Below are 15,391 nucleotides of genomic sequence, written 5' to 3'. Positions count from 1 at the left end.
ATTAAGCTTTTGCGTTTCAATTCGGGCGTCAAAATCGCCATTGTCGTCTAAAACCTAGAGGATGAATAATGGCAACTGTTAGCGCTCGAACGCACAGCCAAGGTAGGCAAAATTTCGATCCGATCTCATTTCTTCAGAAGATCGTTTCGATTGATAGCTGTGATCCGCCGGGGCGAGAGATTGAAGTCGCCAAGCTGGTACACAACCAGTTGCTCGCTCTCGGGGTCGAATCGGAGTTGGACGAGTTTCAACCCGGCAGAGCAAACGTTCTTGGACGGATTAGAGGTACGGGTGAAAAGCCGGCGCTAGTGTTTTCCTCTCACATGGACACCGTTCCAGTAGGAACGGTACCGTGGGAGCGGTGGCCGTTTTCCGGCGAGGTCGAAAACGGGCGACTTTATGGACGCGGCGCAACGGATATGAAAAGCGCCTTAGCTGCGATGATCGCAGCTGCCGGCAAGCTTGCCCAAGGCTCGCAACAGAAGCTCAAAGGCGATGTTATTCTAGCGTTCACTGCTGGCGAAAGTGCCAACTTGTTGGGAGCGCGCAGGTTCGCGGAGCAAGGCCTAAAGGAAGAGATTGGTGCGTTCCTGTGTGGGGAGCCTAGCGATCTTGATGTCGTGATTGTCGAGAAGGCGGCTCTGTGGCTTAGGGCGACCGCGACCGGTAGGCTGGGTCATGTGTCTGGTGCGGCGGGCGTAAATGCAATCGATTTGATCCACGGGTTTTTAAGTCAGCTCTATGCACTCGACTTGAGCGGTCCCGAGCATCCGCTGCTGGATGAACAAACTTTGCGAGTAGGCCGCATCGAGGGCGGTTCGGCGGTGAACCTCACCCCCGACCGTTGCACGGTGGATTTCGACATTCGACTTCATCCGGGCGTCGATTACCGGGAAATCGTCAAGAAAGTGGCGGCGATCGCGCCAAACGACGTATCGATCAATATCATAGACTACAAGCCTGCCGTCGAGAGCCAGCGAGATGATGTCTTCGTGAAGCTTTGCGGAGACGTTTGTGGTCGTCATCGGGGTCTCACGCCAGAAATCAAGGGCGTGTCCTACTATAGCGACGGTACTGTCCTTTTGGAGGGGCTCTCAGTGCCCTTCGCAATTATTGGCCCTGGCGTTCTAGGTCTGAGCGGGCAGCCCGATGAATCCGTTTCTATTGAGAGTGTACTCAAGGTCGTAGATATCTACGAAGACGTGGCACGAGCTTGGCTATCCTAGGATCCACTATGCCTCACCTTCCGCGCATCGGCATCACGCCGGATATCAATGATTTCGCAGCCCCAGAAACCGAGTATTTTGTTCGGCGAAATTATGCCGAAGCCGTCGCGAAGGCTGGCGGTCTGCCTTTCCTGCTGCCCTATCGAGAAAATGTAGACGACTATTTGGACGCAGTCGACGGTGTCCTTGTCACCGGCGGCATGTTCGACATTGACCCGGTGCTCTACCGACAGATGGCTCGCAAAGACTACGTTATGAAGCCCGACCGTACAAATTTCGAACGGGCACTGATTGAGGGAGCGCTGTCGCGAGAAATGCCGATCGTGGGAATCTGCAACGGCATGCAGTTGCTCGCTGTATGCCTTGGCGGAGAGCTCGTCCAAGATATTCCGACAGAGATTGATGGCGCCCTTGAGCATAAGCCGGACTTGTCTGCGGCAATAGCACATCATCAAATACACTTCGACGGCGGGTCACGACATTTCACAGCGGCGAAGAGTGACATTCTGGCAGTAAATAGCGTCCATCATCAATCAGTGCTCCCCTCGGAAGCCTATCAGGTGATCGCCGCCTCTCCGGACGGTGTGATCGAGGCGGTCGAAAAGAGAGATGGCGGGTTTGCCGTTGGAGTGCAGTGGCACCCAGAATATGGCGTGGCCGATATCGATATGATCATCTTCGAGACCTTTGTATCAAAAGCTCGCGAATACGCTGAAAGAAATGAACAATGACCCAAAGCCCAGAACAGCGCATCGAGGCGCTCAGTCTTGTCCTTCCGAAGATCTCCAAACCAGACGGTAACCTTCTTGGATATAAAGAAGATCGCGGCTTGGTCTACGTCTCGGGCCAGCTGCCCTTAGACGACGGCGTGGTCAAATATACGGGTCGTGTAGGCGACGAAGTATCGCAGGAAGCGGCATATGAGGCGGCGAAATTAGCGGCGCTCAATGTGATCAGCCAGTTGTCGTCGGCAACTGGAGGAGACCTGTCTAAAGTGCAGGAACTTTTGAAAGTCTGTGGGTTCGTAGCGTGCACCCCGGAATTCCAAAACATTCCCGCTGTTGTAAACGGCGCCTCCGACCTCTTCGTAGCGTTGTTTGGGGAATGCGGTGAACACGCCCGATTTGCCATTGGCGTCGCGGCATTGCCGCGGGGCGTCCCAGTCGAGGTCGAAGTAATCGCTCGTCTTCGGGACTGATCACAATGGCCCCGATTTTAGTTCTTGGTGCCGGTGTCGTCGGCATGACGACTGCCTACGCGCTTGCGAAGAAGGGACATGAGGTGTGCGTTGTTGACGCCGCCCTTGGGCCAGCTGAGGCGGGTGCAAGTTTTGGCAACGGCGCACAGCTCAGCTACTTCTATACAGATGCGATGGCCTCGCCATCTCTCGCGGCGAATATCCCAAAATATATTCTGGGGCTGGATCCAGCGTTCAGGGTGCGTCTGACACCCTCCCCAGCATATTTTGCCTGGGCCCTGCGCTTTCTATCGAATGCAACACAGGCTGCCTTTGAACGCAACACGTCCGACATTCTGGACCTTGCGCTAAACAGCCGCCCGGGTATCGCCGAGCTCTCCGGCAGGCTCGAATTCGATTTCAGCAGGACGGGCAAGATCACGCTTTTCTCCAGCAAAGAAAGCCTCCTAAGGGCAGCGGAGCTCAGCACGCTTAAGAATCGGTATGGTGCCGATCAGGTTGTGCTGACGAGGCAGCAAGCGTTGGAGAAGGAGCCCGCGCTTGCCGAGTACGGATACGCGTTCGAAGGAGCGATATGGTCGCCCCATGATGAAGCGGGAGACTCAAGCTTGTTTTGCCGGAACCTCCAAGTCCTTCTTGAGCAAGATTATGGCGTTCGCTTCAGATTCAATACGAGACTCTGCCGGGCTAGAACTCGCGCGAATGAGCTTGTCGCGATCGCAACGAGGTCGGAGGAAATCGAATGCAGCCGCGCTGTGATCTCCTTAGGCATTTGGACCGCGCCTTTTGCGCGGACGGCAGGAATTTCGCTGCCAATATGGCCAGTTCAGGGGTACTCTCTCACAATTCCCGCCTTAGCCAATGCCCCGACCGCTAGCATCACGGATACAGCCCGAAAAACGGTTTTTTGTCGGATTGGCAATCGCCTACGAATTGCGGGTCTTGCTGACATCGGACCGTTCGCCGGCAAGTTTGACAATGAGAGGTTTATGACGCTTCTGTCGACTGCTAAGGGCATATTCCCAAAGGCAGGAGAGTACGATGGTGACGTTCAAGCATGGACCGGATTTCGACCAGTCACTCCAGACAGCAAGCCGATTGTTGGCGAAACACGAGTTCGTGGCCTTTATCTAAACTGCGGTCACGGATCACTCGGCTGGACTTTGTCGATGGCGACAGCTGAAAAACTCGCTGAAATCGTCGGAACAGCGTCCCCTTAACTAACCGGCGCTCACGTTCTCCGCCGGAGCGGCACCTTATTTTGAAGAGTATTCTCGATAACGCGCGCGAGCTGTCTTGCCGCCAATGAGGGTTCCTGCTCGCTAAAGCTAATCTTCAAGCCGGTATGAGGTAAGCGAGGGAGGCGATGGCTCACGATCTGCATGCCGGTGCGCAATTCCCCTTCTGGGACGACGGAAACCGCAAGACCGGCTCGAACGACTTCAAGCACACCTTCTAGGCTGCTGCACGTGACGACCCTTCGCGACTGCATGTTTGCCCGCCTAAGTGTCTCGAGAGCGACCTTGTGGTAATTGCAAGTCCCGCCGACGACCGCCACGGGGATGACGCCATTGTCGGGGACCTGCCAATTCGATGCAGAAATCCAGACCAGCTTGCCAGTCTGCAATAGGCCAACGCGTTCCACTTCAGGGTCTACCCGAACCAGCGCGAGTTCGATATTCCGCGCCTTCAGCTCCCTCAAGAGATCTGCAGACATTCCCGCCCTGATTTCAATATTGACAGTGGGACGACGTTCGACGAACTCCGCCAAGGCGCGTGTAAGCGGTGCGAAAAGATATGAGTCGTCCACAACTCCGACCACAACTGTTCCACTGCTTAACTCAGGTCTGAATGCGTTCTCCATCTCGTCGACGAGAGCAACAACCTGACTTGCGCGCTCCATAAGTTCGTCGCCATCATGGGTAAGGTGACAGCGTCGCGTTGTGCGGATTAACAGTTGCTTCCCTAGGTGCTCTTCAAGCCGGGCAATTTGTTGGCTGACCGTAGACTGCGTCATGTTCAAACGCTGTGCGGCCCCAGAGAAGCTGCCTAGCGCTGCAACGGCGGTAAACGTTCTCAATAGTCCGATGTCCATCCCGGCGCTCATTTATTCAGGAGCTGCATATATTGATAACAGAAATCGCGTTATCTTCAATAGCGGTCTCTGCTAGCCTTCAGGCAATTCAAAATGTTTGATGGAGGCGTCATGAGCGCCGATCTCAACGTAGTGCTGACCGGACGCAAGGTGCTCGTCACCGGTTCTACAACGGGGATGGGTCAGGAGATCGCGCGGTCATTCGCGCGGTCCGGCGCCCGAATTGTTATCCATGGTCTCGGCAATCAAGAATCTATCTTGGGGTTCGTCGGCGAACTTAGTGAACTGAGCGGCAACGAAAGCTTCCATTTCGATCACGACTTGTCCGATGCCCGAAACGGCGGTGCTCTGGTCGAGGCCGCGGCCGCGAAAGTGGGCGACATCGACATTCTTGTAAATAACGCCGGCGTTCAGTTTGCGAGTGGTGTGGAGGACTTTCCAACCGAGCAATGGGATCGCCTGCTTGCCGTCAATCTCGGTGCGGCATTTCACGCAATCAAGGCAGTCTTTCCAGGGATGAAGCGTCAAGGTTGGGGCCGGATCGTCAACACTGCGTCGACTTTGGCACTAACGGGTGAGTTCGGGAAGACGGCATACGTAGCCGCAAAGCATGGCGTTCTTGGACTTACAAGGACTGTAGCGCTGGAAGGTGCCGAGCTTGGAATCACATGCAACGCAATATGCCCTGGTTGGGTATATACCCCGCTTGCCGCCGCGCAAGTCGAAGCAAAAGCGGCAGCCCTCGGACTGTCAGTCGAGCAAACGGCGAAAGAGCATTTCCTGAACGAGATGCCGACTAAACGTTTTGTCGATACAAGCGAAGTCGCAGCAGCCATGCTTTTCCTGTGCAGCGAAAGCGCTCGGTCAATTACCGGTATCGCACTGCCGGTCGACGGCGGCACGAGCGCGTAGCGAGTGGCTTAGAGATTTCGCTCTCGAGAAGCGGCCGGCTGCATCAAAATCAACAGTGAATCCTACTTATGGAAACAATGAAAGCGGTAGCGCACCCATGGTTCTGCGACACCATGGGACACATGAATGTCCGTTTCTACAGCGCGATTTTCGATGATGCGTCGTCGGTCTTCGTAAGTCGCCTCGGAGGCGGGGTCGAGGAGCTTTCTCCCGAACATCTGGGGTGGGCAGACGTTCGCCACTTGATTGAATTTCGAGATGAGGTCAAGTCTGGAAGTCTGCTGAGCATTAGCACGCGCGTAACCAAGATCGGTCGGACCTCACTGACCTTCCTCCATGAGATGAACGGCGCCAGTGGCAACCTCCATGCAACCATGGAGGTTGTTAGCGTTATGTTCAATCTCCAGAAGCGCCAATCGGCGCCGCTCCTGCATACGGTCCGCAAAGCTGCAGAGCGACTGCTTTCACAGCCCACCGAGGCGTAAGCCAGGTGACCCGAGCCGCATCCAACCAGGACCTCGTTTTTGATCCTCCCCAGCCCAACGCGGGCTATTGCGGCCGTTTCGAGGACCTCGAGCGGCCGCTCTTTTACCATTTCCCGCATACGGCAACTTATCGATTTCGAGAATAGACTAATCAGAAGCCATAATTTGTCTGAGGACGCTTACGGCGTCATAGTCTTTGCAAGGACAACATCGCGGCTCTTCAAAAGTTCAGAGATTACATAAAGCGTCGCTGGGAACGGAATAAGGATCCACAATGGGCACATTCATCACTTGCGCGGTAACTGGCGGTGCGGACACGGTTTCTCGTCATCCCCGGATCCCAGTCACCCCTAAAGAAATTGCGGATGCCGCGATTTCGGCTGCAAAGGCAGGTGCTGCGATCGTTCATCTTCACGCCCGTGATCCGAATACTGGTCAGCAAAGCCGGGATCCAGAGCTTTTTGCGGAAATCGTATCTCTGATCCGCGATAGCGACACCGATGTAATCATCAATGTGAGTTGCGGTATGGCGGGCGACCTAGTTCTTACGGAAGATCCAGGTACGCAGCTTGCCGGAGCTGGGACAGACCTGCTCGGGCCGGTTGGACGCCTTCAGCACTTAGACCGTCTTTGCCGCGACCCAAAGCTTAAGCCTGAAATTTGTACTCTTGATTGTGGGTCCATGAATTTCGGCGACGGAGATCTCGTCTACCTGGCGCCGGCCACCTATCTTCGTCCTATGGCTCAGCACATTCGCACGCTTGGGATAAAGCCTGAACTCGAGGTATTTGAGCTTGGCCACCTGGCCTTCGTTAAAAAAATGTTTGCCGAAGGTCTACTCGAAGGTAATCCGCTAATTCAGTTCTGCCTCGGAATTCCGGGCGGTGCGCCGGCGGAGCCATTCGTTCTCGATGTCTTTAAGCAATTGGCACCTGCCGAATCGACATGGAGCGCCTTTGCAATTGGGCGTGACGAACTTCGTTTCGTTCCGCTCGCGGTCGGCCAAGGAGGCAACGTTCGCGTAGGTCTCGAGGACAACCTTTATCTTGATAAGGGGGTTTATGCCGACAATGACACCCTTGTCGAGCGAGTTGTTGGCCTGATCCGTGGCATGGGTGGAGCTGTTTTGTCGGCAGCAGAGACTCGCGAAAAACTCGGCCTGAAGAAGCCGGGAGCTTGAGGTCACCTTTCTAGCGGGCCTGGACATAATGCTGTGCCGGACTCGCATCTGTTTCGTAGGCGAACAGGTTGAAGCGAATGAAGGCAGCTTCAGGATCTGTGCGCTGTTAAACTGCCTATCCAAAGGTAGAACGGCCGATCAAAGTTGGTTGGTCCTAAGGACAGCAGCTCGGGTTAAATACATGGGGAACGATATGCGCGTCGATTCAAAGCTCAAGGCTGCGGACATCGATACCGAGTTCGTTCTGCGCGCTGACAAGATCGAAAAACGCTTCGCGGACATTGATGTTCTCAAAGGTATTTCCCTGGAGGCGAAGCGAGGGGACGTCATTAGCTTAATCGGTGCATCCGGCTCGGGAAAGTCCACATTTTTGCGGTGTTTGAACTTTCTTGAGGTTCCGTCAAGTGGAACGGTGACGATACGTGGGCAGGTCCATCAGGCCGCTGACGCCTTAAGTCGTTCTCGCGCGAGTAAACAAAAACTGCGTGTCCTGCGCCGCGAAGTGGGGATGGTGTTCCAGTCATTCAACCTTTGGCCACACATGACTGCAGCTGAAAACGTCATGGAAGGCCCAGTTCGTGTCTTGAAGCAGCCCGTGAAGGAAGCGCGATCTCGTGCGCTAGATCTCCTGGCGCGTGTGGGCTTGGCAGATCGGGCGGATTACCGGCCTTCTCAATTGTCAGGTGGCCAGCAACAGCGGGTAGCAATTGCACGAGCCCTCGCGATGAATCCTGACGTCCTTCTTTTTGACGAGCCAACGTCGGCTTTGGACCCCGAACTTGTCGGCGAAGTGCTTGCGGTCATGACCGACCTCGCGAAGGAGGGGCGCACGATGTTGATCGTAACGCATGAGATCGCGTTTGCGAGAGATGTTTCAAGCAAGATGCTTTTCCTTCGAAAGGGCGTCGTGGAAGAGGAGGGCCCTCCACGGAGTCTGATCGAGTCCCCGAAATCTGAAGAACTGCATCGCTTTCTAGCCCGGATGCGTCACTAGTACCTCAAAATGACAGGTCTGGAGGAGCGGAGGTTCAAATGGACGTGCAATCATTAGAAAGGCGCTTCACGAGCGTCGTTTGTATCGGCGCAGGAAACATTGGCGCCGGGTGGGCTGCCCATTTCATGCGCGCTGGCTTGGACGTCGTGGTCTTTGATCCAGCGTCCGAGAGAAAGGAATGGCTTGACCGCTATTTCGAAAAGGCCATGCCCGCGTTGACGCAACTCGGTCTCGCTCCAAATGCGCGTTTGGACCGAATAAGGTTCACAACAAATTTGCAGGAGGCGCTAAGTTCGGCCGATTTCGTGCAGGAAAGTGCACCCGAAATTCTCAGCCAAAAGAAGGATCTTTTTCGCACGATCACCGACCTCGCGCCTTCCCACGCGATCGTGGCCTCCAGTTCAGCAGGGTTTCTTGCCAAGGATCTGCGAGAGAAGGCAAAATCGCCAGAACGGATTGTTATCGGCCATCCATTTAATCCGCCATATCTTATCCCACTCGTCGAGATTGCGGGCGGTGATGAGGCGCCGGTTGCCGCCAGCATAGCATCCGACTTCTACAAATCGACCGGGTGCGAAGTCGTCGAGCTTAAGCGCGAGATTGAGGGATATATTGGCAATCGCATTCAGGCGGCCGTGTTGAAGGAGATATTCCACATCTATTCAAAGGGTGTTGCAGACCTCGAGACAATCGATCGTGCAATTTCGGCTGGACCCGCTCTCAGATGGGCAGTGATGGGCCCGTCAAGCGTGTTCTACTTGGGCACGCAGAATCCCACAATGTACCAGGGCTTTGTGCAAAGTCTGGTCGATGAAATTAGGAACGGTTTCGTGGCAGACCAGGGCTTCGATCCGGACGAGAAGCTGGTCGCAGCCTATGCACAAGAAGTTCGGGAGAAGATCGGCTCGAATGGTCAGGATCCCCTCTTAAGCCGCCGGAATGCGGGGGTGATTGCAGTACGCAACGCCTTGGCACGTACTATAACGGAACCGATGATTGGCGCCGATTAGACCGGCTACTTCTTCATAGATGAAGGCAGATTCGTGAACACGACGGCAGACTACATACCCTACTTGGTCCAAGGCATCGTCTCATCGGTCTCCCTCGGAGGGGCTTCGTTCGTGGCTGCTGCGATCATCGGCTTGATGTTAGCGCTCATCAGGGACCATTCATCGCCACCAGTCAGCTTTCTGATCTCAATCTACATCAGCGTGTTCCGGGCTCTACCGGAACTTCTCACAATCTTCCTAGCGTATTACGGCGCCATCGCATTCGCGAGATCGATCGGGATCCCAGACCCAAGCCCGTTTGCGGCTGCGCTGACAGCGTTGGGGGTCCAAATCGGATCCTATGCCTGTCAAATATTCTCCGACGCATACCGCGCGGTACCACGGGGACTTCTTGAAGCAGCGCACGCTATCGGAATGCCTGGATACCTAATCAATGTTCGCATAGCGATTCCGCTCATGCTCCGCTTGGCCGCCCCCAGCCTGGGAAGCCTGTTGCTGGTTGTAATTAAACTGACCGCGATCGCTTCGGCCATCGGCGTTACGGAACTCACCCGCCGTGCTCAAATCGTGGCGGGAGCGACGCATGAGCCACTGCCGGCATTCGCGTGCGCCGCAGCAGTATACATCGTTGTTGCTGCAATCCTGACAATCGTTCAACGGCGACTCGAGAGTGCGAAGCAACTGTGATGTTTGATCTTCTTTCACATTCGGAACTGTGGCTCCAGATTGCTCGTGGTATCCCGATTACGATCACTTTGACGGCTTTCGCTATGGTTTTTGGCCTTATCCTTGGCGCTGGTGTAGCGGTACTTGTCAACAGCGACAGACCCGCTCTGAAGTGGACAGGCGAAGCGTTTACATTCTCGTTTCGCGCCGTTCCGCTCCTAACACTTCTCTATTTCCTCTATTACGGCCTGCCCAACATTGGCTTTATTCGAAATGGACCGCTATGGGACGCGTTCTTCCGCTATTCCTTCGCTATCGCGGTCCTCGGCTTCAGCCTCAACAATGCTGCGTATCTCGCCGAAGTGCTCCGTGGAGGCATCAAATCAGTTACGCGGGGCCAGGTGGAAGCGTGTATGGCTGTAGGAATGAGTGAAGGTATGGCCCTCAGGAGGGTTGTTCTTCCGATCGCGTTCCGCAATTCCGTGATGACAATCGGGAACGAATTGGTCGCCACGCTCAAAGCTACGTCACTTGCAAGCGCGATCGCCGTGTCTGACGTTTTGAGTAATGCAAACTCCTATGGGAGAATTTACTCAGACAATATTTCCCCTCTCATTGCTGCTGCGGTCTTCTATCTTGTTACGGTAGGTCTCATCGATATCGCGCTTGCCGCTATTAGAAGACGAGCGGTGATGTAAGACAACCAGGCGATCTGGTCAGATCAAGTTTCATACCTTCGGCGGGTACCCAACCTGCCGAGATGGCCGCCAGTGCCTTGGCGCTGGGCGATGTTCCGGAAGAATGACAGATTGGAGTAATTTCGTGCAAAAAGAATTCGACAGCCCCGCTTCGGCACTTAAAGGGTTCCTGTTTGACGGCATGTTTATCGCGGCGGGGGGGTTCGGCCTTTGCGGCATTCCGGAACTGCTGATCGATGCGATCCGCCAAGCTGGTACCAAGGATCTGACGATCGCCTCGAACAATTGCGGTGTCGACGACTTCGGCCTCGGCGTGCTGCTGAAAACGAAGCAGATCAGGAAGATGATCTCGTCGTATGTCGGTGAGAACGCGGAGTTCATGCGCCAGTACCTGAGCGGCGAACTTGATCTGGAGTTTAATCCCCAGGGGACGCTGGCCGAGCGGATGCGGGCCGGCGGCGCCGGCATTGCCGGCTTCTATACCAAGACCGGCGTCGGCACCGTCGTTGCCGAGGGCAAGGAGACGAAGACCTTCAACGGCGAGACTTATGTTCTCGAGACCGGCATCGTCGCTGACCTTTCGATCGTCAAGGCCTGGAAGGCCGACACATCGGGCAATCTCGTCTTCCGCAAGACGGCCCGCAACTTCAATCCGCCGGCCGCCACCTGCGGCAAGATCTGCGTCGCCGAAGTCGAGGAGATCGTGCCGGTCGGCAGCCTCGATCCCGATCACATCCATGTGCCGGGGATCTATGTGCATCGCCTGATCCAGGCTCAGCACGAGAAACGCATCGAACAGCGCACGACGCGCGCGACGGCATAAGGGCAGGGGGGAAGACAAATGGCCTGGGACAGAAACCAGATGGCGGCGCGTGCTGCCCGCGAGCTCGAAGATGGCACGTACGTCAATCTCGGCATCGGGATTCCGACGCTGGTCGCCAACTACATCCCCGAAGGCGTCCACGTGACGCTGCAGTCGGAGAACGGCCTGCTCGGCATTGGACCCTTTCCGACAGAGCACCAGATCGATGCCGATCTCATCAATGCCGGCAAGCAGACAGTGACGGCATTGCCGCATTCGGCCTTCTTCGATTCAGCGGAGAGCTTTGCGATGATCCGCGGCGGCAAGATCGCCATGGCGATCCTCGGCGCCATGGAAGTGGCAGAGAACGGTGACCTCGCCAACTGGATGATCCCGGGCAAACTGGTCAAGGGCATGGGCGGCGCGATGGATCTGGTCGCCGGCGTCAAGCGCGTGGTCGTCGTCATGGACCACACCAACAAAGCCGGCGAATCCAAGGTGCTGAAGGCTTGCACCCTGCCGCTGACCGGACAAAGCGTCATTGATCGGATCATCACCAACCTTGGTGTGCTCGACGTCGTCGATGGCGGACTGAAGCTGGTCGAGCTTGCCGAGGGCGTCACTGACGGCGAGATCCGCAGCGCCACCGAGGCGACCATCGTCAACTAGGCCTAAGGGCTTATTGCCGAGACGCGGAGCCGGCCTTTGCCGACTTTGCAAGACCAGGAGAGGAGACCACCATGAGCACCCCATCGATCGTCATCGCCAGCGCCGCCCGCACCGCGGTCGGATCCTTCAACGGCGCTTTTGGTAACACGCCGACGCACGAGCTCGGCGCTGCCGTCATCAAGGGCGTGCTCGAGCGCGCGGGCGTCGAGGCGAGCGAGGTCGACGAGGTGATCCTCGGCCAGGTTCTGCAGGCAGGCGAGGGCCAGAACCCGGCGCGTCAGGCGGCGATGAAGGCAGGCATCCCTCAGGAAAAGACTGCCTGGGGCGTGAACCAGCTCTGCGGTTCGGGTCTTCGCGCCGTCGCACTCGGCATGCAGCAGATTGCCACCGGCGATGCCGACATTATCGTTGCCGGCGGAATGGAATCCATGTCGATGGCGCCGCATTGCTCGCATCTTCGCGGCGGCGTGAAGATGGGTGACTTCAAGATGATCGACACGATGATCAAGGACGGCCTGACCGACGCCTTCTACGGTTATCACATGGGCATCACCGCCGAGAACGTCGCCCGCCAATGGCAGCTCAGCCGGGAAGAGCAGGATGCGTTCGCGCTCGCATCGCAGAACAAGGCAGAAACGGCGCAGAAGGCCGGGCGCTTTACCGACGAGATCGTTCCCTTCCTCGTCAAGGGCCGCAAGGGCGACGTCACCGTCGACCGGGACGAATATATCCGCCATGGCGCAACGCTCGAGAAGATGACGAAGCTGCGCCCGGCTTTCGACAAGGAAGGCACGGTGACGGCCGGCAACGCCTCCGGTCTCAATGACGGCGCTGCGGCCACGCTCCTGATGAGCGAAGCGCAGGCTTCGAAGCGCGGCATCCAGCCGCTCGCTCGCATCGTCTCCTGGGCAACTGCCGGCGTCGATCCGCAACTCATGGGCACCGGCCCGATCCCGGCTTCGCGCAATGCGCTGGCGAAAGCCGGTTGGGCGATCGGCGACGTCGAACTGGTCGAAGCCAACGAGGCCTTCGCTGCCCAGGCCTGCGCGGTCAACAAGGACCTCGGCTGGGACCCGTCGATCGTCAACGTCAACGGCGGCGCGATCGCCATCGGCCATCCGATCGGTGCTTCCGGCGCCCGCGTACTCAACACGCTGCTCTTCGAAATGAATCGCCGCGGCGCCAAGAAGGGGCTGGCGACGCTCTGCATAGGTGGCGGTATGGGAGTCGCCATGTGCGTGGAGGCGATGTGAAGCAAATCTGGAGGACAAGTGATGTCTGGTAGCGGAAAGGAGCCTTGGCGTTGGTCGGAGGAGCGATTCATCATTTATGGCGGATGACAGTTGTTACGAGTTGCTGGAGGACGGAGAAAGGACGGGGGTGATCGAAATCCCTGTTGAATGGATTCGCGACGATGCCCCATATTTCGAAATGAGCCTCGCCGGTGCTGTTCGCCCTCATCTAGGTCCAGAGGACGTTCTGAAGATCTACCTACGCGAATTTGAATCGGCTTACGAGGAGGGTGAGCTATTTCAGCTTACCATGCACCCTCATCGCGCGGCTATCGATCGCGGATATGGATCCTCGAGGAGAACATTCGAGTTGCAAAGGCCAGGGGCGACGTATGGTTCGGAACTCACCGGCAATTGGCTGAACATGTCTCACATGCTTTGTAGCCCACACGTCCTGACCTGAACAGGCCACAAAGCCCATTGGCCCATTTATCGAAAGAGCGAATAGCTTAATTCGATAATCTCCATTTTTACCAATGCTCCAAGGGCTTAGAGTTCAAAGGCAGATACGAGCCTCGTTAAATCACAAGCTTAAGCCGAATTGATTTGGTTCCAAGCCAAAGTCGGGCGCGGCGACTTGATAGCTGAGCAAGGCTTGGGTCTTGAGAGTGAAATCGGAGAGCGAAGTGGTATCCAAATCGAGCCAAGGAGCCTTAAGCGGAAAGATCGCCGTCATCACCGGCGGCGCCCAAGGTATTGGGCGCGCGATCGTTGATACCTTCCGCGCGGAAGGTGCTCGATTAATCGTGATTGAACCGCGACGTCTCGTCGTCAAAGCCCTTCAGCGACGCGATAGGGCTACTAGAGGGTGATATCACGGACCGGGGTTGGGTGACTGGGCGCTTTCCACGTGAAAGGCCGCTCGACAGAACTGATCACGCTTATCCTAATCAAGTACGGGAAGACTGACTACGACGTGCTCCGATCATGTGAGAGACAAACGGCTGTTGCGGTCATCTCTTGCAGAAACATAAGACGAACAAAAGAGAGGAACTACAAATGAAAATGCCTAAGCTACTTATGATCCTCGGTGTGGTTGGAACTTTCGCTTTTGGAGCGCAAAGCGCAGCTGCAAAAGATACCATCAAAGTGGGAATGGACCCGCTATTCGAGCCGTTCTCCTTCCAGACGCCGGACGGACAACTTACCGGATTCGATTTCGACATTTCCAATGCGGTCTGCAAAGCCATGGACGCGACTTGTGACATTCAGGCGGTGGCGGGGAACGGCGAGAGCGCAGCACTGAATGCTGGGCAAATCGACGTCTTGATCAACACGTTTGCAATGACGCCTGAGCGCTTGCAGAAATACACGATGGTAGGTCCTTACATCCGGCCGACCTTTCGTTTGATTGTTAGTGCGAATTCGTCGATCGATGGAAGCGAGGAAAGCCTGACGGGTAAAACGCTGGGGATCGAAAAGAGTGCTTCAGCAATTGTAAAGTACAGCGGCGATAAGTTTGCGAAATTCATGACCATCCAACCTTATGAACAGATCAACGACGCTCTTCTTGATCTTGACACTGGGCGCGTGGACGCTGTCTTCGGCGACGAGAATCAACTCTCATACGGTTACGTAAAAAAACGGCCTGAGGCCTACAAGATGGTGGGCCCGAGCATCAATGACGAAAGCTACTTTGGTATTGGCCAAGGCTTTATGCTTCGCAAGGACGATCCATGGGCTCCGAAACTAAAGGTTGCTCTGGACGCTATCGTCAAAAGCGGCGAGTACGACAAAATCTCTCAAAAGTGGTTCGGCCGCAACATTCTCAACAACTGAATACCGTTGGCGGGATAAGCGCACCGCGCTTTGGCAATGGGCTTTTGGACAAGTGTCCAACTGAAGAGTATGCTGACGGTGTGCGCCATCGGCATACTGCTATGGAATTCAAGGAGAAGGGCGTTTCGGGTAATTGCTCACCCGCGGCGAATTGACTCACGCAGCGTGAGGGCTTCTACTCCTGCGGCGAGTCTGACGCATTGGCAGCATGCAACTGCCGCTCGATCTTGCCGCCCTGGACGCTGCCGGAAAAGACGCGCTGATCCTCGCAGCAGGCCCAGTTGATAACGAAGCAAGCGGCGGTGACGTTGCCCCCAGTTTCTATCCAGTTTTGAGTTCGTTTCCGGCGTGGGTTGTGCCCTGCTGGGCGGGTGAAGCGACGGGC

Annotated in this window: 17 protein-coding genes; 16 read left to right on the top strand and 1 reads right to left on the bottom strand. The window is 56.0% G+C overall.

Annotated features, from left to right (window positions below; translation table 11 throughout):
- Positions 1 to 68 precede the first annotated feature (68 nt).
- Genes AC0L2Y_RS31470 through AC0L2Y_RS31455 form a run of 4 tightly spaced genes read left to right on the top strand, consistent with a single transcriptional unit; the run spans position 69 to position 3,644 of the window.
- Positions 69 to 1,226: a M20 family metallopeptidase gene (locus tag AC0L2Y_RS31470; protein WP_473561828.1), complete on the top strand. Its 1,158-nt coding sequence runs from the start codon at positions 69 to 71 to the stop codon at positions 1,224 to 1,226.
- An 8-nt stretch (positions 1,227 to 1,234) separates the two neighbouring features.
- Complete coding sequence (locus AC0L2Y_RS31465) at positions 1,235 to 1,957, top strand: gamma-glutamyl-gamma-aminobutyrate hydrolase family protein (RefSeq protein ID WP_473561826.1); 723 nt, start codon at positions 1,235 to 1,237, stop codon at positions 1,955 to 1,957.
- Complete coding sequence (locus AC0L2Y_RS31460; protein ID WP_473561824.1) at positions 1,954 to 2,424, top strand: RidA family protein; 471 nt, start codon at positions 1,954 to 1,956, stop codon at positions 2,422 to 2,424. Before AC0L2Y_RS31465 ends, AC0L2Y_RS31460 begins: the two co-directional genes overlap by 4 nt.
- Positions 2,425 to 2,429: 5 nt before the next feature.
- Complete coding sequence (locus AC0L2Y_RS31455; protein WP_473561823.1) at positions 2,430 to 3,644, top strand: FAD-dependent oxidoreductase; 1,215 nt, start codon at positions 2,430 to 2,432, stop codon at positions 3,642 to 3,644.
- Positions 3,645 to 3,655: 11 nt separating this feature from the next.
- Here AC0L2Y_RS31455 and AC0L2Y_RS31450 read toward each other — a convergent pair whose 3' ends face one another.
- Complete coding sequence (locus AC0L2Y_RS31450) at positions 3,656 to 4,519, bottom strand: LysR family transcriptional regulator (protein ID WP_473561821.1); 864 nt, start codon at positions 4,517 to 4,519, stop codon at positions 3,656 to 3,658.
- A gap of 111 nt (positions 4,520 to 4,630) precedes the next feature.
- Here AC0L2Y_RS31450 and AC0L2Y_RS31445 point away from each other — a divergent pair, with 111 nt between their 5' ends.
- The 12 genes from AC0L2Y_RS31445 (at position 4,631) to AC0L2Y_RS31390 (ending at position 15,006) form a co-directional block, all read left to right on the top strand.
- The gene (locus tag AC0L2Y_RS31445; RefSeq protein ID WP_473561819.1) at positions 4,631 to 5,431 is read left to right on the top strand and encodes a 3-hydroxybutyrate dehydrogenase; all 801 of its coding nucleotides are present in this window, start codon (positions 4,631 to 4,633) and stop codon (positions 5,429 to 5,431) included.
- 68 nt (positions 5,432 to 5,499) lie between these two features.
- Complete coding sequence (locus tag AC0L2Y_RS31440; protein WP_473561818.1) at positions 5,500 to 5,916, top strand: acyl-CoA thioesterase; 417 nt, start codon at positions 5,500 to 5,502, stop codon at positions 5,914 to 5,916.
- Positions 5,917 to 6,190: 274 nt separating this feature from the next.
- Positions 6,191 to 7,096 (top strand): beta-keto acid cleavage family enzyme, encoded by a 906-nt coding sequence (locus AC0L2Y_RS31435; protein WP_473561816.1) that lies wholly within the window; start codon positions 6,191 to 6,193, stop codon positions 7,094 to 7,096.
- 193 nt (positions 7,097 to 7,289) lie between these two features.
- Positions 7,290 to 8,090, top strand: a complete 801-nt coding sequence (locus tag AC0L2Y_RS31430) for an amino acid ABC transporter ATP-binding protein (protein WP_473561814.1) — start codon at positions 7,290 to 7,292, stop codon at positions 8,088 to 8,090.
- Positions 8,091 to 8,128: 38 nt separating this feature from the next.
- Positions 8,129 to 9,100, top strand: coding sequence for a 3-hydroxyacyl-CoA dehydrogenase NAD-binding domain-containing protein (locus tag AC0L2Y_RS31425; protein ID WP_473561813.1), 972 nt, complete (start codon positions 8,129 to 8,131; stop codon positions 9,098 to 9,100).
- A 33-nt stretch (positions 9,101 to 9,133) separates the two neighbouring features.
- Positions 9,134 to 9,787: an amino acid ABC transporter permease gene (locus tag AC0L2Y_RS31420; RefSeq protein WP_473561811.1), complete on the top strand. Its 654-nt coding sequence runs from the start codon at positions 9,134 to 9,136 to the stop codon at positions 9,785 to 9,787.
- Positions 9,787 to 10,464, top strand: coding sequence for an ABC transporter permease subunit (locus tag AC0L2Y_RS31415; RefSeq protein WP_473561809.1), 678 nt, complete (start codon positions 9,787 to 9,789; stop codon positions 10,462 to 10,464). The genes AC0L2Y_RS31420 and AC0L2Y_RS31415 overlap by 1 nt, the downstream gene beginning before the upstream one ends.
- Before the next feature lie 124 nt (positions 10,465 to 10,588).
- Positions 10,589 to 11,287 (top strand): CoA transferase subunit A, encoded by a 699-nt coding sequence (locus AC0L2Y_RS31410; RefSeq protein WP_473561807.1) that lies wholly within the window; start codon positions 10,589 to 10,591, stop codon positions 11,285 to 11,287.
- 18 nt (positions 11,288 to 11,305) lie between these two features.
- Positions 11,306 to 11,935 carry a 3-oxoacid CoA-transferase subunit B gene (locus AC0L2Y_RS31405; RefSeq protein WP_473561805.1) on the top strand — a complete coding sequence of 210 codons (630 nt, stop codon included), beginning with the start codon at positions 11,306 to 11,308 and terminating at the stop codon, positions 11,933 to 11,935.
- Between the two features lie 71 nt (positions 11,936 to 12,006).
- Positions 12,007 to 13,188, top strand: a complete 1,182-nt coding sequence (locus AC0L2Y_RS31400; RefSeq protein ID WP_473561803.1) for an acetyl-CoA C-acetyltransferase — start codon at positions 12,007 to 12,009, stop codon at positions 13,186 to 13,188.
- Positions 13,189 to 13,835: 647 nt separating this feature from the next.
- Positions 13,836 to 14,039, top strand: a complete 204-nt coding sequence (locus AC0L2Y_RS31395) for an SDR family NAD(P)-dependent oxidoreductase (RefSeq protein ID WP_473561801.1) — start codon at positions 13,836 to 13,838, stop codon at positions 14,037 to 14,039.
- A gap of 187 nt (positions 14,040 to 14,226) precedes the next feature.
- Entirely contained in the window at positions 14,227 to 15,006 is a 780-nt protein-coding gene (locus AC0L2Y_RS31390; RefSeq protein WP_473561799.1) for a transporter substrate-binding domain-containing protein, read from the top strand.
- Positions 15,007 to 15,391 lie beyond the last annotated feature (385 nt).

This window comes from Mesorhizobium sp. WSM4830 (assembly GCF_055811495.1).
Note: the sequence above shows the minus strand (reverse complement) of the source record. Positions and strands in the feature narration are given on the sequence as shown.